The organism is Nocardia sp. NPDC005998 (assembly GCF_040614395.1).
Taxonomy (GTDB): Bacteria; Actinomycetota; Actinomycetes; order Mycobacteriales; family Mycobacteriaceae; genus Nocardia.
The window spans coordinates 53,325-71,800 of sequence record NZ_JBEXUI010000011.1 but is presented as its reverse complement, the minus strand read 5'-3'; the positions used below and the strand labels follow the sequence as shown (position 1 = coordinate 71,800).

The following is an 18,476-nucleotide window of genomic DNA, read 5'->3' as shown; positions in this document are numbered from 1 at the left end:
CCGTACCACCCAGCACAGATCCGGTACCGACACCAGCGGAACCGACTGCCGCGGAGCCCGTTCCGAGGATGGCGGAGCCGGTGCCCAGCGCCGCCGAACCGGTACCGGCTACCGCCGCCGAACCGGTGCCGAGAATGGTGGCGACACCCGCCGAACCAGGGCCGATGATCGCGCCAACGCCCGCGGAGCCGGTGCCGATAATGGTGCCCACGCCGACCGAGCCGCCGCCGAGGAGTGCGCCGAGCAGACCCGTCGCGCCGAGGGGCGCGGAGCCAGCGGCGGCCGAACCCGCTGCCGAACCGGGACCGGCGGCCGGGTTGACACCCGCGGCGGCATCGGTCGGATCAATCGGTGAACTGACACTCGACTGGCCCGGAATCGCCAGTGGCTCCCATACATCGCCGGTCGCATCCGGCGCGGGGTAATCAGGATCCGCGCACCGCGGGCACGAGCTGCCGGGCTGCGCCTCGGCCGGCACTCCCCCGAGGAGCGCAAAGCCAGCCACAGTCGCAAGCACTGCAACCACACGCGACGTGCGACCAACGGCCATGCGCCAGCCTTCCCCTGATTCGATATAGCGCAGATCTGTTGCCCGGTCGCAACTCATAAATTCCGGGACTTCGACGGACGGGAGCCCATAGTAAACCGCAGCCCAAAACCGCGCAGTCGGTCGGGCCACGCACGGCATAAGACACGCCCGACCGGCCGTCTGCCCGGAACCGGTCGAGCGCCCAGATCGCGCCTTCGGAACTTCGCGTGTAATCCCGAACACACTTCCGCGTCAATCCCCCTACGCGCACCCCCAGGAAAACCAGCGAACCAGTCCGTATGCCGACGCGCCGCGGCGACCGGTCAGGGCGCGGAATCGCAGCAACGGCACCGCCGTTCGGACGGCACGGCGGACTCGCGCACAAAACGGTGCACGCGCACGGCATGGCGGACTCGGCACGGCAACGCGGACTCGCATGCCGGTTCCGTGCCCTCAGGCGCCGTAAACCGGCTCCGGCGGAACGGACTTGGCGATCAGGTCGGCGACCACCGGACCGAGTTCGGCGGGGTTCCAGCGCGCGCCGCGATCGACAGCGGTGCCGTGCCGCCAGCCATCGGCCAGGGCCACCTTGCCGCCTTCGACCTCGAACATACGGCCCGTGACAGCGGAGGACTGTGCGCTGCCGAGCCAGACGACGATCGGCGAAACATTTTCCGGAGCCATCGCGTCGAAGCCGTCCTCGGGGGCGGCCATGGTTTCAGCGAAGACGGTCTCGGTCATGCGGGTGCGGGCGGCGGGGGCGATGGCATTGACGGTGACGCCGTAGCGCGCGAATTCGGCCGCGGCGGTGAGGGTCAGGCCCGCGATACCGGCCTTGGCCGCGCCATAGTTGCCCTGGCCGACGCTGCCCTGCAGGCCCGCGCCGGAGCTGGTGTTGATGATGCGGGCATCGACCGCACGACCGGCCTTGGATTCACCGCGCCAGTACTCGATGGCGTGGCGCATGGTCGCGAAGTGGCCCTTGAGGTGCACTCGGATCACCGCGTCCCACTCGTCCTCGCCGAGGTTCACCAGCATCCGGTCGCGCACGAATCCGGCATTGTTGACCAGCACGTCCAGACGGCCGAAGGTGTCGACCGCCTGGCGGATGAGATTGCGCGCACCGTCCCAGTCAGCAATGTCGTCGCCATTGGCCACGGCCTCCCCGCCGAGTGCCTTGATCTCGGCGACGACCTGTTCGGCGGGGGTCTCGCTGGTCGCCGCACCGTCCAGGGCGGAGCCGAGATCGTTGACCACCACGCGCGCCCCGGCGGCGGCGAAGGCGAGCGCATGCGCCCGGCCGATACCGCGGCCAGCGCCGGTGACAATGACGACGCGCCCGGCGCAGATCTGCTCGGTGTCCATAACCTGTTGTGTCCTCTTCGTTTTCGGGTTCGGTTGTTCATGCCTCGGCGGGCTGCTCGGCGACATTGGCATTCGACGCGGCCAGAAATGCCGGACGCTCACCCCCGCCGTGCACCAGCAACGTCGCGCCGCTGACAAAGGCGGCCAGCGGTGAGGTCAGGAATACGGCGCAGCTGCCGATATCGTCGGGCCGGGCCATCCGACCGAGCGGAATGGTCGCGCCGACCGCGTCGACACCATCTTGATCGCCATAGTGCAGCTGACTCTGTTCGGTCTCGACCGGGCCGACGACCAGCGAATTCACCCGGACCTTCGGGGCCCATTCGACCGCGAGCGTGGCGGTCAGGCTGTCGATGCCCGCCTTGGCCGCGCCGTAGGCAGCGGTGCCCGGCGAGGGCCGGTGACCGCTGACGCTGGACACCATCACGATCGAGCCGCCGCCCGGCTGCTGCTGCATCACCGCATTGGCGGCCTGCGAAACCAGCAGCGGCGCGAGCAGATTCAGTTCGACAATCTTGGTGTGGAAGTTCTTGCTCGCGGTCGCGGCGAGGGCGAACGGCGCGCCGCCCGCGTTATTGACCAGGTGATCGAGGCGGCCGTGGCGCGCGACGATCGCATCGACCAGTCCCTGTACCGCGTCGGCGTCACGCACATCGCAGGGCAGGTATTCGATCTCCCGACCGTCATGGCGCACAGGTGCGTCCCCTGGACGTCGCGCGCAGGCGATAACGGTCGCGCCCGCGGCGAGAAAGGCCCTGCTGACGCCCGCACCCACCCCGCGCACACCACCGGTGACCAGAACGACGCTGCCGGTGAGATCGATTTCGAGTGCCACCGTGCTAACCTACCAAGCAACTGCTTGCTTTGCCAACCACGAATGGATACGCGATGGGGATCAACCGTCACTCCGAATCAACCGGCATCACCGTGGTCACGGTCGACTATCCGCCGGTCAACGCCATACCGTCCGACGGCTGGTTCACCCTGGCGGATGAGATCCGCGCGGCCGGGCGCGATCCGGAGACCAAGGTCGTGGTGCTGCGCGCCGAGAACCGCGGCTTCAATGCCGGTGTCGATATCAAGGAGATGCAGCGCACCCCGGGCCATCAGGCACTGATCGACGCCAATCACGGCTGCTTCGAGGCGTTCGCGGCGGTCTACGACTGCCCGGTTCCGGTCATCGCCGCGGTGCAGGGCTTCTGCCTCGGTGGCGGCATCGGCCTGGTCGGCAATGCCGATGTGGTGATCGCCTCCGATGACGCCACCTTCGGCCTACCCGAGGTCGACCGCGGTGCGCTCGGCGCGGCCACGCATCTGTCCCGGCTGGTGCCGCAGCATCTGATGCGCGCGCTGTTCTACACCGCGAGCACCATCACCGCCCAGCAGCTACAGCACTTCGGATCGGTCTATCAGGTGGTGCCGCGCGCCGAACTCGATGCCGCCGCACTGGAAGTCGCCAAGAACATCGCGGCCAAGGATGGTCGGGTGATCCGCGCGGCGAAGCGGGCGCTCAATGGCATCGATGTGCAGGACGTGCACCGCAGCTACCGCTACGAACAGGGTTTCACCTTCGAACTGAATCTGGCCGGGGTGGCGGATGAGATCCGGGCGCGGTTCGACGACGATCTGGCCGCGCGCAAGGAAGAGAGCTCCAAGGAAGAGGGCAGGGAAAACTGATGCGGGACAAGCGAATGTCGCTCGACGAGGTCGTCGGCGAACTGCGCAGCGGGATGACCATCGGCATCGGCGGCTGGGGCTCGCGGCGCAAGCCGATGGCGCTGGTGCGGGCCATCCTGCGCTCGGATATCACGGATCTGACCGTGGTCAGCTACGGCGGACCGGATATCGGTCTGCTGTGCTCGGCGGGCAAGGTGCGCAAGGCGTACTACGGCTTCGTATCCCTGGATTCGCCGCCGTTCTACGACCCGTGGTTCGCCACGGCCCGCACCTCCGGCGCGCTGGTGGCACGGGAGATGGACGAGGGCATGTTGAAGTGCGGACTGGAGGCCGCGGCCGCACGACTGCCGTTCCTGCCGATCCGGGCCGGGCTCGGATCCGATGTCGTCAATTTCTGGGATGGCGAGCTGAAGACCGTCGCTTCGCCCTACTCGGACGGCGAAACACTCATCGCAATGCCCGCGCTGAATCTCGATGCGGCACTTGTCCATCTGAATATCGGCGATAAGCACGGCAATGCCGCCTATACCGGTGTCGATCCGTACTTCGACGATCTGTACTGCCTGGCCGCCGAGCGTCGCTATGTATCGGTCGAGCGGGTGGTGGAGACCGAGGAACTGGTGAAAGCCGTCCCACTGCAGTCGTTATTGCTCAACCGGATGCTGGTCGACGGTGTGGTCGAGGCGCCCGGCGGCGCGCACTTCACGCTGGCCGCGGACAGCTACGGCCGGGACGAGAAGTTCCAGAAGCACTATGTGGAAGCGGCCAAGACGCCGGAGTCCTGGCAGCGGTTCGTCGACAAATATCTCGCGGTCTCCGAGGACGAGTATCAGGCCGCCGTTCGCGAGTTCGCACAGGAGGTACAAAAATGACAGCATCGCGTAGCGATTCCGTGAGGGGTGGCGGTCGGGCGACGGGTGGGCCTACGACCGAAACAGTTACCCGGGCCGAGATCTGCGCGGTGGCCTGTGCCGAGATCTTCAGCGGCGCGGGGGAAATCATGGCCTCGCCGATGTCGCCGATGTCGATCATCGGTGCGCGCCTTGCCAAGTTGACCACCGAACCCGATCTGCTGCTCTCCGATGGCGAAGCGCTGTTCTTCGCCGACACTCCCCCGCTGGGCGGCAAGGCGCCGACCGAGGGGTGGATTCCGTTCCGCAAGGTCTTCGATGTGGTGGCCTCCGGTCGTCGCCATGTGGTGATGGGGGCCAACCAGATCGATCGGTTCGGCAATCAGAACCTGTCGGCATTCGGCCCATTGCAGCAGCCGACCAGGCAGATGTTCGGTGTGCGCGGCGCACCGGGCAACACCATCAATCATCCGACCAGCTACTGGGTTTCGCGGCATACCCGCCGGGTCTTCGTCGATCAGGTCGATATCGTCTCCGGCGTCGGCTACGACAAGGTCGATCCGGCCAATCCGGCGTATCGGTTCCACCATCTGCACCGGGTGGTCACCAATCTGGGCGTATTCGATTTCGAAGGGCCCGAGCACACCATGCGGGCACGCAGTCTGCATCCGGGCGTCACCGCCGCCGAGGTCGCCGAGAACACCTCGTTCGAGATCGCGGGTCTCGGCGATGCGGGTGAGACCCGGCTGCCGACCGCGGAAGAGCTGCGGTTGATCCGGGATGTGCTCGATCCCAAGAAGGTTCGGGAATCGGAGGTGCCGGCGTGAGCATGCTGCGGACACCGCTGACCGAGCTGGTCGGCATCGAACATCCGATCGTGCAGACCGGTATGGGCTGGGTGGCCGGGCCGAGTCTGGTCTCGGCCACCGCGGAGGCGGGTGGGCTCGGGATTCTGGCCTCGGCGACCATGACCTTCGCCGAATTGGAAGCCGCGATCGCGAAGACCAAGGCGCATACCAACAAGCCATTCGGCGTGAATATCCGCGCGGACGCCACGGACGCACCCGAACGGATCGATCTGCTGATCCGCGAGCGGGTCGCCGTCGCGTCGTTCGCGCTCGCGCCCAAGCAGGAGCTCATTGCCAAGCTGAAAGATGCTGGCGTGGTGGTGATTCCGTCGATCGGCGCGGCCAAACACGCGGTGAAGGTGGCCTCCTGGGGTGCCGACGCGGTGATCGTGCAGGGCGGCGAGGGCGGTGGGCACACCGGTCCGGTGGCCACCACGCTGCTGCTGCCCTCGGTGCTGGACGCGGTCGATATTCCGGTCGTCGCGGCGGGCGGATTCTTCGATGGCCGTGGTTTGGCGGCCGCGCTGGCCTACGGCGCAGCGGGGGTCGCGATGGGTACGCGCTTCCTGCTCACCAAGGAGAGCACCGTCCCCGATGCCGTCAAACAGGAATACCTGAAGCGGCAACTGCAGGACACCGTCGTCTCGCTCAAGGTCGACGGTATGCCACATCGCGTGCTGAACACCGAACTCGTCGACCGCCTGGAACATTCCGGCCGCTGGCGCGGCCTCACCGCCGCGGTATCGAACGCGGCGAAGTTCAAGGGCATGACCGGCATGAAGTGGTCGACCATGGTCCGCGACGGCCTGGCCATGCGAAAGGCCAAGGACCTCACCTGGTCCCAGGTGATCATGGCCGCCAACACCCCCATGCTCCTGCGCGCCGGTCTAGTCGAAGGCAACACCCAGGCCGGTGTCCTGGCCGCAGGCCAGGTAACCGGCATCATCGACGACCTCCCCACCTGCAAGGAACTCATCGACCGCATAGTCGCCGAAGCCGTCACCCGAATCGACACCATCGCCAGCCTCACCACAGATCCCGGCGCAACCCCGAGCACGTAGAAACGGCAGCGCCGCCTCGATCCGCCAAAGGCCGCCCCGAGTCCTCTTGGCCGGGGCGGCCTTTCACATACCGGTCCATCGCCCGTCACGCAACTCTGCTCTTTGCCGCCGTGGACGCTCAGCGAATCGAGGTGCCGAATCCGCTATTTGCCGCGGTCTTCTCGAACGAAGGCCATGCGCAAACGGCGATCCGTCAGAATTTATGGCACTGGCAGCAGGCGCCGACCGGTTGGTAGAGGAGCGGGTACGGCGACCACAGCCGTCCCTTGTAGCCTCAACAGACGCGACAACGGACATATGAGACAAGGGGCGCCGGTGAGCGACTTCGAGCTGGATCCGGACAAGACCCGAGAGTTGGCGAAAACAGCACGAGGCCACGGTGACACTGTCAACGGACTGGCGCCTTTGGCTGAGGGGCTCATCGCACTGCCCACAATGGAAAGCTCCGATCTAGCCCAGACCGTCGACGCGGTCGCGACCGCTTTGAACAAGGTTGTGGGATATCACGCTCGCCGTCTGCACGAGTTCGCAGACCTCACCGATACGGCAGTGACTCAATTCCTTGCGGAAGACGGGGCTTTCGCCGACCGTCTGCGGGAGGCTGGGCAGCGGTGAGTGGCGGCGCGTATGTCGAGGCCCTCACGGTGTCGAAGGTGCTCGCATGGGATCCTCGCCCTGCGGTGAACATCGGTGCGAAGATCTCGGACAAAGCCCAGAAACTTGATGACGAGACCGCCAAGGCGGCTTCGGCGATCGACATGTCTTACGAATACTGGAAGCGCGCCGCTGGCAACGCCGCTCGCGATCGCGCAGCCCAAGACCGCGACCATGCGCGGCGAACCAAACAGGTGATGGTGGATATCCAGCAGGAGATCTACATCCAGCTCGACGCCATTGTTGGCTACATTGACGTCATAAAAGAGGCAAAACGCGACGCCGAGAATTCGGAGTACCACCTCTATGTTGAGGACGATGGCGAGGTGCGCTCACGAATGCCCAATTGGAAGGTTGTGCTGGAGCACGGTCCGGCCGGGTTGGTAGAGAAGGAGGGCTACGAGTTCTACCTCACCAGTCGGATCCGGGGAGCACTCACGTCGATTCAGCAGACCGACAAAGAGGGTGGCGAGAAGGTCAGGCGACATCTGGAGTCTCTGTCGCCCGAGGTGCAGCAGGGTGCGACTCCCATGCCCAGCGACCCCAGGCTCGCCGAGATCCTCACGAAATATCAGACAGCACCGTCGAAGTCGGGTGCAACCCTGTGGCCTTCGGGTCTGTTGCTGAACGAAATCCGGATGGTTTCACCGGATTTCCAGCCGACATTCATGACACCCGAGGAAGTCGCACTGCTCGAGTTGCAGCTCACGAAACCGGACGGGATCAACAGAGTTACCGACTTCTTCGACTTCAAATCACAGGCTGAGGAAGCGGCCAAGAAGGCGTATGACAACAACGCCGCCGCTCTCAATGACGGTCATGGAGACGCGTTCCGGCACATGTACTGGAACGCGCTGATGACCCAACGATACGGCGAGGACTGGACTCAAAGCTTCGGCACGGCACACGAAGGTATCGGCGGCAATGCTCCTGCGCGGGAGGCTATGGATCTGTACAACAACAGCCTCGGTAGGCAGATTTCCGTCGAGCATCCGGGTGCCTCGACTGAGGAGCTTCAGCGACTGGTGCAGCAGCAGATCGATGCTGGTGACGCGATCGTGATCAACCAGCAGCAGCAGATCGAGTGGAGCAACCGGGTGAAGGTCGGTGAGACCGGCTCGCCGGAACCGTCGGATATCCCGCTACCGGCAGGGAAGTGAGGGCAATGGGGAGCAAGCTGGGTACGGCTGTTGTCGGTATGGCGGTGCTGGTCCTCACGGGTTGTTCCGTCAGTTCGGCACCGCGCAACGGAGTCGGGGAGAACTGCACCGGGACGTTCGAGTTGGCGTCGAATCCGCAGCCGTTGGGTTCGCCCGCGAGGCTCGAGCAGACAGTGCGCGCGAAAGCCACTGCGCCCGGCACGGTTTCACTGGGGGCACTGACGGCCGAGGCCGGTTGGAATGACGATTGGGACCGGATGGTGGTCGTCCAGTCGGGAATGACTCGGGAAACGATGAATTCGGCCTCCGGATTGGCCGGGTATTGCTGGCGGGGACTGCCGGTGTTCAGCTCCGATGACCCCTTCCACTATGAGTACTACGTTTTCATCCAGGGTTCGGCGCCCAAGCAAGCCGTCCCGGCAATCCCGAGTGGCAAACTCTTCAGCAATGTTCGGCGCGGAGATGTGCTGCGGCCCGACACACTCCTCGAATCAGTTCCGCCAGCAGGAGCGCGACAGTCAGGATACTTCGTCCCAGCTGGCTGATACCGCCGACAACGAAAGCCGCCTCACCGGAATTCACTCCGGGGAGGCGGCCTTCGGCGCTCGGCGACAACTGATCTCGTGAGTACATGGGTAACTCGTCGGGCATGCCCGACAGTCGACCCGGCACTCGACGCAGGACCTGCCGAAAAGCCGTGCGGCTCTTACTTGTACGGCCTAAATATCCGGTTAGGCGGACAAGCGCTCGATGATGGTTGCGTTGGCGGTGCCGCCGCCTTCGCAGATGGTGAGCAGGCCGTAGCGGCCGTTGACGCGTTCCAGTTCGTTGAGGAGGGTGGCGAAAAGCTTTGCGCCGGTGGCGCCGAGGGGGTGGCCGAGGGCGATCGCGCCGCCGTTGACGTTCACTTTGTCCGGATCGGCGCCGGTCTCCCGCAGCCAAGCGAGTACGACCGGGGCGAAGGCCTCGTTGATCTCGATGACATCGATATCGTCGATGGTCAGGCCGGTCTTCTCCAACGCCCACTTGGTGGCGGGGATGGGGCCGGTGAGCATCATGATCGGGTCGGCGCCGCGGGCGCTGACGTGGTGGATGCGGGCGCGTGGGCGCAATCCGTATGCCTCGACGGCCCATTCGGAGGCGAGCAGGGTCGCGCTCGCGCCGTCGGAGATCTGGCTGGCGACCGCGGCGGTCAGCGTTCCGCCCTCGGCGAGCACCGGCAGCGACGCCATCTTCTCGAGTGTTGTCTCGCGCGGGCACTGGTCGATCCAGAATTCGCCGACCGGCACAATCTCCCGATCGAAGCGGCCGTTCTTGATGGCATCGCGGGCGCGCTCATGGCTGCGCAATGCCCAGCGCTCCATCTCTTCTCGGCTGATATTCCACTTATCGGCGATCATCTGCGCGCCGTTGAACTGCGAAACCTCGCCCGTGCCATAGCGATGGTCCCAGCCCTGCGCACCGACGAACGGCGAATCGAACCCGTACTCCTTGCCGGCCAGCATGGCCGCCGAGATCGGAATGGCGCTCATATTCTGCACACCGCCCGCGACGACCACCTCGGCCGTGCCGCTCATAATGGCCTGCGCGGCGAAATTGATGGCCTGCTGGGAGGATCCGCACTGCCGGTCGACGGTGACTCCGGGAACCTCCTCCGGATATCCGGCGGTCAGCCACATGGTGCGGCCGATATTGCCCGCCTGCGGGCCGATGTTGTCGACACAGCCGACGATCACATCGTCGACCACCGCCGGGTCGATCGGATTGCGGTCCAGCAGACCTCGCAGCGCAGCCGCGCCGAGATCGGCCGGATGCACCGCGGCCAGCGCGCCATTGCGCTTGCCGACCGGAGTGCGCACGGCATCGATCACATAGGCATCCCGCAGCGGGGCGTATGGGCGGCGAGCGGATGGTGCTGACATCTAGAACTCCTACTTGGTGTGCTGCCCGGCCGGAAGCGACGGGCCCGGAGGCGGTGCTCGGATAACCACCGACCGCCGAAGTGGACTTACGGCACGGTGAGGCCGTCGAGCACGATGGTCAGATACTGCTTGGCGAGATTCTCGACGGTGATCGCGCCGCCGGGCTCGTACCACCGGACCGCAACCCACACCGTGTCGCGCAGGAATCGGTAGGCCAGTTCGACGTCGAGTTCCGGCCGGAAGGTGCCGTCCTCGACGCCATTGATCAGTACCCGATGCCACAGCTCGCGGAATTCGCGATTGTAATCCGCGATATAGGTGAACCGCTCCGAATCGCGCAGGCGCTTGGCCTCGGCCTGATAGATCGCCACCGCCGCGTGCGAGCGGTCGAAGGATTCATAGGACGCGATCACCAAGGCTTCCAAGGTATCTCGCGAGCTCAGCCCGGAAGCGACGATCTCCCGGTACCGCCCGAACAGATCGTCGAGGAAGCCGCGCAGAATCTCGTCGACCATCGACTCCTTGGAATCGAAGTGGTGATAGAGGCTCCCCGATAGAATCCCGGCCGCATCGGCGATATCGCGCACGGTCGTCGCACGCAGTCCACGCTCGGCGAACAGTTGGGCCGCGAGCGCGAGCAGTTCATTGCGCCGTGCTGATTTCGAGGCGTCTGATGCGGTCACACGGGCCATAATACAACCAAGCATTTGCTTGGGGAACCCGGGAGGTATCAGCGCATGGAATAGCGCAGCGGTGAGGACACGGACAGATCCGCCAGCAGTCGATCGCAGATCACCACCGGTGAGATCCCCGCACGCGCCATCCGGGCGACCAATGCGAGTCGGCGCTCGCAGCTGTCCCATTCGACGGTCAGCGGGCCGCGATCGGGTCCTGCGTCGACGGTGGCCATTACCCGCGGCGGACCGAACTGGACCGGTTCCTCGATGAGTTTGAGGACCATGCCGCGCTGCCAGGCGCGGTAGGTGTCCATATCCGCACCGACGACCAGTTTGTCGGTGGCGGCGCAGAGACCCTGCGCGATCTCATCGGCGAATGCGACGCGATCGAAGCGAAATTTGCGGCATTTGCGAACAACGTCGAGCAGATCTGCTCGCACTTCACACAACAATTCCGTCTGCCGTCGCCGTCGCCGGTCCTGTTCCGAGCCGGCACCAGATTCGGCGCTGAGTCCGATTCGGCTGGCACGTTCGTGATCTCGCGCCATATCGGCACGCAACGCGCCACGCGGATCGCGGGCGACCGCAGTTTCGTCGACGGCGTACTGTTCGAGAATTTGGGCCGCCCTGGTCGCGGTCGCGCGTTCGGAGGTGTGGTCCATGAGTTCGGCGCCGAGGGTGAGCGCCGCTAGCACCAAGCTGTCCAGCCGTCGCCTGGCCAGCACGACTTCGCGTACCAACTCGAGTTCCAGTTGTTCGCGGGCATGTGGGCGATCCGGGCCCATAGCCATCGCCCCTTAGGGAGTGCGGGATCCGACCATATCCAGCATGGCACACCCGGATGCGCCGCGTCCTGACCTTTTTACCTGATCAGACGCCCACTAGAGGTCCAAGGTCGCACTGGCCGAAAGGCGATCGCACGACTGCGCCGAACGACCACTGCGACTGCGAAAATCAAGCGCGCTGGCTGCTTACTGAGACCACTTCACCCGTGAGATAGGTGGTGTAATCACTCGCCAGCATGGCGATGGTGGCGGCGACTTCCCATGGTTCCGCGGCGCGGCCGAAGGCTTCGCCCTCGGAGAGGCGGTCGAGCAGTTCGGTCGAACTGACCTTGTCCAGGAAGGCGTGCCTGGCAATGCTCGGGGCGACCGCATTGATCCGGACACCGAATTCGGCGGCCTCGACGGCGCTGCAGCGGGTCAGGGCCATCACGCCCGCCTTGGCGGCGGCGTAGTGGGCCTGGCCGTATTGCGCGCGCCAGCCGAGCACGCTGGCGTTGTTCACGATGACACCGCCGTGGCCCGCGTCGCGGAAGTAGCCGAGGGCCGCGCGGGTGCAGCGGAAGGTGCCGTTGAGGGTGATGTCGAGGACGCGATCCCACTGCTCGTCGGTCATATCCACGACCGGGGTCTCGCCGCCGAGTCCGGCATTGTTGACCATGATGTCGATGCGGCCCAATGCCGTTGCCGCACCGCGGATCAGCTCATCGACCTGTTCGGTGCTCTGCACATCACAGGCGATCGATGCGACGCGGCGATCCGGGAATTCGGCCTTCAGTTCGACCTCGGTTTCGGCCAGTCGCCGCTCGTGCCAGTCGGATACGACGACATCGGCGCCCTCGGCGAGCAGCCTGCGCGCGGTGGCCGAGCCGATGCCGGTGCCCGCGGCGGCGGTGATCACGGCGGTGCGTCCGGTCAGCAGACCGTGGCCCGGAATGGGCTGGGGCGCAACAGAAAGCGGACCACGCCCACTACCCCCCATGGAATCGCTATGCGATGCTGCACTCATGGCCGAGCCTCCCGCGGCAACCCGAGCACGCGCTCGGCGATGATATTGCGCTGCACTTCGTTCGAACCTCCGTAGATCGTATCGGCGCGGGTGAACAGATACAGCCGCTGCCATTCATTGAGATCGTTCGCATCGGCGACCAGTCCGGCGGGACCGAGCACGGCCATGGCGAGTTCGCCCAAGCCGCGATGCCAGTTGGCCCACAGCAGTTTGGAGACCGAGGCCTGTCCGCCATCATCGGCGGTCGTATCGGCCATGGTGCGCAGCGCATGCGCGCGCAGCACGCGCAGGCCGACCCACGCCTTATCGATCCGGTCGGCGATGAGCGGGTCGTCGGCCGCGCCGGTGCGACGGGCCAGCGCCTCGATATCGGCGAGTTCGCGGGCGAAGCGGATCTGCTGGCCGAGGGTGGAGATGCCGCGCTCGAAGGTCAGCGTGCCCATGGCAATGCGCCAGCCGTCGCCCGGATCGCCGACGACCAGGTCCGCGGCGGTGCGCGCATTGTCGAAGAAGACCTCGTTGAATTCCGAGGTGCCGGTCAACTGGATGATCGGGCGGACCTCGATGCCCGGCTGATGCATGGGAACCAGCAGGTAGGACAGGCCCTTGTGTCGGGTCGACCCCTTTTCGGTGCGCGCGACGACGAAGCACCAGTCGGCCACATGGGCCAGCGAGGTCCAGATCTTCTGGCCGTTGATCGACCATTCGTCGCCGTCGAGATGGGCGCTGGTGGTGATGGCCGCCAGGTCGGACCCCGCGCCGGGTTCGGAGTAGCCCTGGCACCACAGCTCGGTCACATTCCGGACCCCGGGCAGGAAGCGCTGCTTCTGCGCCTGGGTCCCGAAGGCGAGCACGGTCGGACCGAGCAGTTCCTCACCGACATGGGAAACCCGGGCCGGCGCATTCGCTTTGGCGTACTCCTCATGGAAGATCACCTGCTGGCGCACCGAGGCCTCGCGACCACCCCATTCCTTGGGCCAGCCGAGACAGGTCCATCCGGACGCGGCCAGGTGCCGGTCCCAGGCGAGGCGCTCCTCGAAGGCCTCGTGCTCGCGGCCGGGTCCGCCGAGTCCACGCAGTGCGCGGAACTCGCCATTGAGGTTCTCGGCCAACCACTCGCGCACTTCTGCGGAAAACCGCGCGTCCTGTGCAGCAGTGTCGGAATCTGAGGTCTGGATCGCACCCACGCCGGTAGGATAACCTACCAAGCACTTGCTTTGTTAGAGGCTGACCACTTTGATCGAGCAAAGGCAGCAAAAGACCCCGCCGACGGTGAGGACAACCGTGACAACCCCTGCACAAACGACACCCATGGCACTGCACGATGCCGCGCGCACCTTCGGCGCCGCACCCGCCCTCGGCGACGGCGAGGTTCGGCTCGACTGGACGCAGTTGCTCGCGGCGGTGCAGGAGGTGGCGCGGGCGCTGATCGCCCGCGGCGTGCAGTCGGGCGACCGGGTCGCCATGTGGGCGCCGAACACCTATCACTGGGTGGTCGCCGCGCTGGGCGCGCACTACGCGGGCGCGGCCTTGGTGCCGCTCAATACCCGTTATGTCGCCGATGAGGCCGCCGATGTGCTCGCGCGCGTCGAGGCCAAGGCGCTGTTCATCGCCGGAACCTTCCTCGGCCGGGATCGACTGGCCGAATTGCGCTCCGCCGCACCGGAATTGCGCATCGACACGGTGGTCGTGATCCCCGTGGAGCCGGGGACCGAGACGACCGACGCCGCGGCCGTCAACTGGTCGCAGCTCGCCGAAATCGCCGAATCGGTCTCCGTGGCCGATGCCATGCAGCGCGCCGAGGGCGTCGACCCGGAGGATATTTCCGACATCCTGTTCACCTCCGGCACCACTGGACGCAGCAAAGGCACCCTGGTCGCGCATCGGCAGGCGCTGTCGGTTGTGCGCGCGTGGGCCGAATGCACCACCTTGACCGGCTCCGATCGCTATCTGGTTGTCAGCCCGTTCTTCCACAACTTCGGTTACAAGGCGGGCATCCTCGCCTGTCTGGTGACCGGCGCGACGATCATTCCGCAGGCGACCTTCGATGTGCCGGCGACCATGCGCCTGGTCGGCGACGAGAAGATCACGGTGCTGCCCGGACCGCCGACCATCTACCAGACCATTCTCGACTTCCCGGACCGGGACAGCTACGACCTGAGCACCTTGCGCGTCGCCGTGACCGGTGCCGCGACGGTGCCGGTGGTACTGGTCGAGCGCATGCGCTCGGAACTCGATTTCACTGTGGTCATCACCGGCTACGGACTCTCCGAGGCCGCCGGATTCGGCACCATGTGCCGCGCCGATGACGATGCCGCCACCATCGCGGGCACCTGTGGCCGCCCGATCGCCGATTTCGAATTGCGGCTGAGCCCAGAAGGTGAGGTATTGCTGCGCGGGCCGAATGTGATGCTCGGCTACCTCAACGATCCGGAGAGCACCGCCGAAACCATTGATGCCGAGGGCTGGCTGCACACCGGTGATATCGGCACGCTCGACGAGCGCGGGTACCTGAAGATCACCGACCGGCTCAAGGATATGTACATCTCCGGCGGTTTCAATGTGTATCCGGCGGAGATCGAGCAGGCGCTGGCCCGGCTCGACGGCGTGGCCGAATCCGCGGTCATCGGGGTGCCGGATACCCGAATGGGTGAGGTGGGCAAGGCATTTGTAGTGCGCAAACCCGGCGCCGCGCTCACCGAGGAGCAAGTGCGCGCGCATGCGAGCACCGTGCTGGCCAATTTCAAGGTGCCCCGATTCATCGAATTCCGGGACCAACTGCCCTATAGCGCGGCCGGGAAAGTGCTCAAGCGTCAACTACGTGAGGAGAAGTCGTAATGTCCGACGAGAACGGTGTTCCCGATGAGGGAGACGTCGTCACCTATGAGCGGCGCGGCCCGATCGCGATTGTCACGCTGAACCGGCCGGACTACCGCAACGCGCAGAATTCGGTGATGACCTATGCCCTCGATGCCGCATTCGAGCGTGCCGTCGAAGACGCCGAGGTCAAGGTGATCGTCCTGGCGGGCAACGGAAAGCATTTCAGTGCGGGCCATGACATCGGCACGCCAGGACGCGATCACCATGTGCGCTATCAGAACAAGGCCGCGCTGTGGTGGGACCATGTGGACCGGGTCGGCGGCGATCAGCGCTTCGCCCGCGAGACCGAGGTGTACCTGGGGATGTGCCGCCGCTGGCGGGAAATCCCCAAGCCGACCATCGCGATGGTGCAGGGCGCGTGTATCGCTGGCGGGCTCATGCTGGCCTGGGTCTGCGACCTCATTATCGCCTCCGATGACGCGTTCTTCTCCGATCCCGTTGTCCGCATGGGCATTCCGGGTGTGGAGTATTTCGCGCACCCGTGGGTGATGGGGCCGCGCGCGGCCAAGGAATTCCTGTTCACCGGGGACCGCTTCGATGCGGCCCAGGCCAAGGAATGGGGCATGGTCAATCGCGTCGTGCCGCGCGCCGAACTCGAAACCGAAACCCTGGCGCTGGCCGAAAAGATCGCCACCATGCCGCAATTCGGGCTGGCGCTGACCAAGAAGGCGGTCAACCAGGCCGAGGATCTGATGGGTATGCGCGCGGGCATGGATTCGGCATTCGGCCTGCACCATTTCGCGCACGCACACAATGCCGAGGTTGGCGCGGATTCGCTCGGCGGCATGACCGCCAAGTCGATGAAGAGCACGGCGACCGCTTCGGCATCCGCGTCGGCCTCGGTGACCACCGAGCCGACGTCCGAGCAGAACGGGACAACGTAGTGGATCTGGATCTCGATCAGGCGACCGCCGAATTCCAACAGGAAGTTCGCGAATTCCTCGCCGCCAACAAACCCGCGAAACCGCTGCCCTCCATGGATACCAAGGCCGGCTTCGAGGCACATCGCGAATGGGAACGCACCCTCGCCGACGCGCGCCTGTCGGTCGTCTCCTGGCAGCGGGAGTACGGCGGACGCGATGCCTCGCTGCTGGAGTGGGTGCTCTTCGAGCAGGAGTATTACGCCGCCGGCGCGCCGGGGCGGGTCAGCCAGAACGGCATCTTCCTATTGGCGCCGACGCTTTTCGAGCACGGCACCCCGGAGCAGTTGGACCGGATCATGCCGCGGATGGCGCGCGGCGACGATATCTGGGCGCAGGCCTGGTCCGAGCCGGAGGCGGGCAGCGATCTGGCCGGTATCCGCTCGACCGCGCGCCGCACCACCGGCGGCTGGCTGTTGAGCGGGCAGAAGACCTGGAGTTCGCGGGCGTCGTTCGCGGACTGGGCCTTCGGGCTGTTCCGCAGTGATCCCGAGGCCGAACGGCATCGCGGACTCACGTACGTAATGTTCCCGCTCTCTGCGGATGGTGTTTCGGTACGGCCGATCCCGCAGTTGGACGGTGAGCCCGGATTCGCGGAGATCTTCCTCGACGACGTCTTCGTCCCGGATCGCGATGTGATCGGCGAGCCCGGTGACGGCTGGCGGGTCGCGATGAGCACCTCGAGCAATGAGCGCGGCCTGTCGCTGCGCAGTCCGGGCCGCTTCAGCGCGACCGCGCAGCGGCTGATCGACCTGTGGCTCGACACCGGCGATCACACCAATACCGCACAGCGCGATGCGGTGGTCGATGCCTGGATCGGCAGTGAGGCCTACCGGCTGCACACCTTCGGCACGGTCACCCGGCTCAATGAGGGCGGCAAATTGGGCGCGGAATCGTCGATCACCAAGGTGTTCTGGTCCGAACTCGATATCGCCATGCACGAAACCGCACTGGAGGTACTGGGCGGCGCGGCCGAACGGTCCGGGCCGTGGACCGATGGCTATCTGTTCTCGCTCTCCGGTCCGATCTATGCCGGTACCAACGAGATTCAGCGCAATATCATCGCCGAGCGACTGCTCGGACTACCGAGAGGGAGCAGCCGATGAGATTCGCGCTCAGCCCGGAACAAGTCGACTTCGGCACCAGCCTGCGCAAGCTGCTCGATGCCGGACGCACCCCCGCGGCCGTACGGTCCTGGGCCAGTGGAGATCCTCAGCCCGGCCGCGGGCTCATCCGGCAGCTGGCCGGTGCGGGAGCGCTCGGCCTTGCCATCGAGGAACGGCACGGCGGCATGGGCGCGGAGCCGATCGATCTGGTCGTCGCGTTCCAGGAGATCGGCCGGGCCGCCGCGCCCGGCCCCCTGGTGGCGACGGCGGCCGCGATACCCGCACTGCTGCAGGCCCTTCCGGATACCGCGCTGGCCGCGCGTTGGCTGCCCGGCTTCGCCGACGGCGCGGCGCTGGGCACGCTGGCGTTCGCGTCACCCGCGCACGGCACGGTCGCATTGGACGCGGATGTCGCCGAGGTGGTGCTGATCGCGGACGGTGATCAACTCCGCACCGCGCACCGGACGGAGCTGGTGCGGTCGGTCGATCCGGCGCGACGACTGTTCACAGTCGAGGCCGATGCGGTGGTTGCCGAGGGCGATCATGTCCGCGACGCCATTGCCGCCGCCTTCGATGCGGGGGCGCTGGCCAATGCGGCGCAGCTGCTCGGCGCGGGCCGGGCGCTATTGGCCGCCGCGACCGAATATGCCAAGCAGCGCAAGCAGTTCGGCAAGCCGATCGGTGAGTTCCAGGCCGTGAAGCAGAAGTTGGCCGATGTGCTGATCGGGCTGGATCTGGCCGAGCCGCTGCTCTACCGGGCGGCACTGACCATGGGTGATACCACCCGCGGCCGCGATGTTTCGGCAGCGGTGATCGCCTGCGGTGACGCGGCCTATCGCTCCGCGCGTGCGGCGCTACAGGTACACGGCGCCATCGGCTACACCGCCGAGTACGACCTGTCGCTGTGGCTGACCAGGGTGACCGCGCTTCGATCGGCGTGGGGCACACCGGATCTGCATCGCGCCCGGATCGCGGCGACGCTGCGGGATCGCGACCTGCGGGGGTCCGCGTGATCAGCGTCGAAATCCATCAACC

General features: G+C 65.9%; 18 protein-coding genes and 1 pseudogene. 11 read left to right on the top strand and 8 right to left on the bottom strand.

Annotation, left to right across the window (positions count from 1 at the left end; translation table 11 throughout):
* From ABZ293_RS17470 to ABZ293_RS17460, 3 genes and pseudogenes are all read right to left on the bottom strand, one after another.
* Positions 1-505 (bottom strand): annotated as a pseudogene (locus ABZ293_RS17470) (hypothetical protein); the annotation flags it as partial.
* A gap of 477 nt (positions 506-982) precedes the next feature.
* Complete coding sequence (locus ABZ293_RS17465) at positions 983-1,894, bottom strand: SDR family oxidoreductase (RefSeq protein WP_355181694.1); 912 nt, start codon at positions 1,892-1,894, stop codon at positions 983-985.
* Positions 1,895-1,931: 37 nt separating this feature from the next.
* Entirely contained in the window at positions 1,932-2,729 is a 798-nt protein-coding gene (locus ABZ293_RS17460) for an SDR family oxidoreductase (protein ID WP_355181692.1), read from the bottom strand.
* A 53-nt stretch (positions 2,730-2,782) separates the two neighbouring features.
* Between ABZ293_RS17460 and ABZ293_RS17455 the strand changes: the two genes are divergently transcribed.
* The 7 genes from ABZ293_RS17455 to ABZ293_RS17425 all read left to right on the top strand — a co-directional run bounded on the left by ABZ293_RS17455 (position 2,783) and on the right by ABZ293_RS17425 (position 8,690).
* Positions 2,783-3,571, top strand: a complete 789-nt coding sequence (locus tag ABZ293_RS17455; RefSeq protein WP_355181690.1) for an enoyl-CoA hydratase family protein — start codon at positions 2,783-2,785, stop codon at positions 3,569-3,571.
* A complete protein-coding gene (locus ABZ293_RS17450) occupies positions 3,571-4,443 on the top strand; it encodes a CoA-transferase (protein WP_355181688.1) in 873 nt (290 codons plus the stop codon). The genes ABZ293_RS17455 and ABZ293_RS17450 overlap by 1 nt, the downstream gene beginning before the upstream one ends.
* A complete protein-coding gene (locus ABZ293_RS17445; protein WP_355181686.1) occupies positions 4,440-5,249 on the top strand; it encodes a CoA-transferase in 810 nt (269 codons plus the stop codon). Before ABZ293_RS17450 ends, ABZ293_RS17445 begins: the two co-directional genes overlap by 4 nt.
* The gene (locus tag ABZ293_RS17440; protein WP_355181684.1) at positions 5,246-6,331 is read left to right on the top strand and encodes a nitronate monooxygenase; all 1,086 of its coding nucleotides are present in this window, start codon (positions 5,246-5,248) and stop codon (positions 6,329-6,331) included. Before ABZ293_RS17445 ends, ABZ293_RS17440 begins: the two co-directional genes overlap by 4 nt.
* Positions 6,332-6,646: 315 nt before the next feature.
* Positions 6,647-6,946 carry a hypothetical protein gene (locus ABZ293_RS17435; RefSeq protein WP_355181682.1) on the top strand — a complete coding sequence of 100 codons (300 nt, stop codon included), beginning with the start codon at positions 6,647-6,649 and terminating at the stop codon, positions 6,944-6,946.
* Entirely contained in the window at positions 6,943-8,145 is a 1,203-nt protein-coding gene (locus ABZ293_RS17430) for a hypothetical protein (RefSeq protein ID WP_355181680.1), read from the top strand. Before ABZ293_RS17435 ends, ABZ293_RS17430 begins: the two co-directional genes overlap by 4 nt.
* A gap of 5 nt (positions 8,146-8,150) precedes the next feature.
* Positions 8,151-8,690 (top strand): hypothetical protein, encoded by a 540-nt coding sequence (locus ABZ293_RS17425; RefSeq protein ID WP_355181678.1) that lies wholly within the window; start codon positions 8,151-8,153, stop codon positions 8,688-8,690.
* A 186-nt stretch (positions 8,691-8,876) separates the two neighbouring features.
* On the opposite strand, the gene ABZ293_RS17420 is transcribed toward ABZ293_RS17425, so the two are convergent.
* The 5 genes from ABZ293_RS17420 to ABZ293_RS17400 all read right to left on the bottom strand — a co-directional run bounded on the left by ABZ293_RS17420 (position 8,877) and on the right by ABZ293_RS17400 (position 13,722).
* Positions 8,877-10,031: an acetyl-CoA C-acetyltransferase gene (locus tag ABZ293_RS17420; protein ID WP_355181914.1), complete on the bottom strand. Its 1,155-nt coding sequence runs from the start codon at positions 10,029-10,031 to the stop codon at positions 8,877-8,879.
* 122 nt (positions 10,032-10,153) lie between these two features.
* Entirely contained in the window at positions 10,154-10,759 is a 606-nt protein-coding gene (locus ABZ293_RS17415) for a TetR/AcrR family transcriptional regulator (protein ID WP_354954432.1), read from the bottom strand.
* A gap of 38 nt (positions 10,760-10,797) precedes the next feature.
* Positions 10,798-11,529: a hypothetical protein gene (locus ABZ293_RS17410; RefSeq protein ID WP_355181676.1), complete on the bottom strand. Its 732-nt coding sequence runs from the start codon at positions 11,527-11,529 to the stop codon at positions 10,798-10,800.
* Between the two features lie 169 nt (positions 11,530-11,698).
* A complete protein-coding gene (locus ABZ293_RS17405; RefSeq protein ID WP_355181674.1) occupies positions 11,699-12,535 on the bottom strand; it encodes an SDR family oxidoreductase in 837 nt (278 codons plus the stop codon).
* Positions 12,532-13,722 carry an acyl-CoA dehydrogenase family protein gene (locus ABZ293_RS17400; protein ID WP_355181672.1) on the bottom strand — a complete coding sequence of 397 codons (1,191 nt, stop codon included), beginning with the start codon at positions 13,720-13,722 and terminating at the stop codon, positions 12,532-12,534. Before ABZ293_RS17400 ends, ABZ293_RS17405 begins: the two co-directional genes overlap by 4 nt.
* A gap of 124 nt (positions 13,723-13,846) precedes the next feature.
* On the opposite strand from ABZ293_RS17400, the gene ABZ293_RS17395 reads away from it, so the two are divergent.
* From ABZ293_RS17395 to ABZ293_RS17380, 4 genes are read left to right on the top strand one after another with little or no spacing between them, the layout of a single operon-like run.
* The gene (locus ABZ293_RS17395) at positions 13,847-15,373 is read left to right on the top strand and encodes a FadD3 family acyl-CoA ligase (protein ID WP_355181670.1); all 1,527 of its coding nucleotides are present in this window, start codon (positions 13,847-13,849) and stop codon (positions 15,371-15,373) included.
* Complete coding sequence (locus tag ABZ293_RS17390; protein WP_355181668.1) at positions 15,373-16,299, top strand: enoyl-CoA hydratase; 927 nt, start codon at positions 15,373-15,375, stop codon at positions 16,297-16,299. The genes ABZ293_RS17395 and ABZ293_RS17390 overlap by 1 nt, the downstream gene beginning before the upstream one ends.
* Positions 16,299-17,441: an acyl-CoA dehydrogenase family protein gene (locus tag ABZ293_RS17385; protein ID WP_355181666.1), complete on the top strand. Its 1,143-nt coding sequence runs from the start codon at positions 16,299-16,301 to the stop codon at positions 17,439-17,441. Before ABZ293_RS17390 ends, ABZ293_RS17385 begins: the two co-directional genes overlap by 1 nt.
* Entirely contained in the window at positions 17,438-18,454 is a 1,017-nt protein-coding gene (locus ABZ293_RS17380) for an acyl-CoA dehydrogenase family protein (protein ID WP_355181664.1), read from the top strand. The genes ABZ293_RS17385 and ABZ293_RS17380 overlap by 4 nt, the downstream gene beginning before the upstream one ends.
* Positions 18,455-18,476 lie beyond the last annotated feature (22 nt).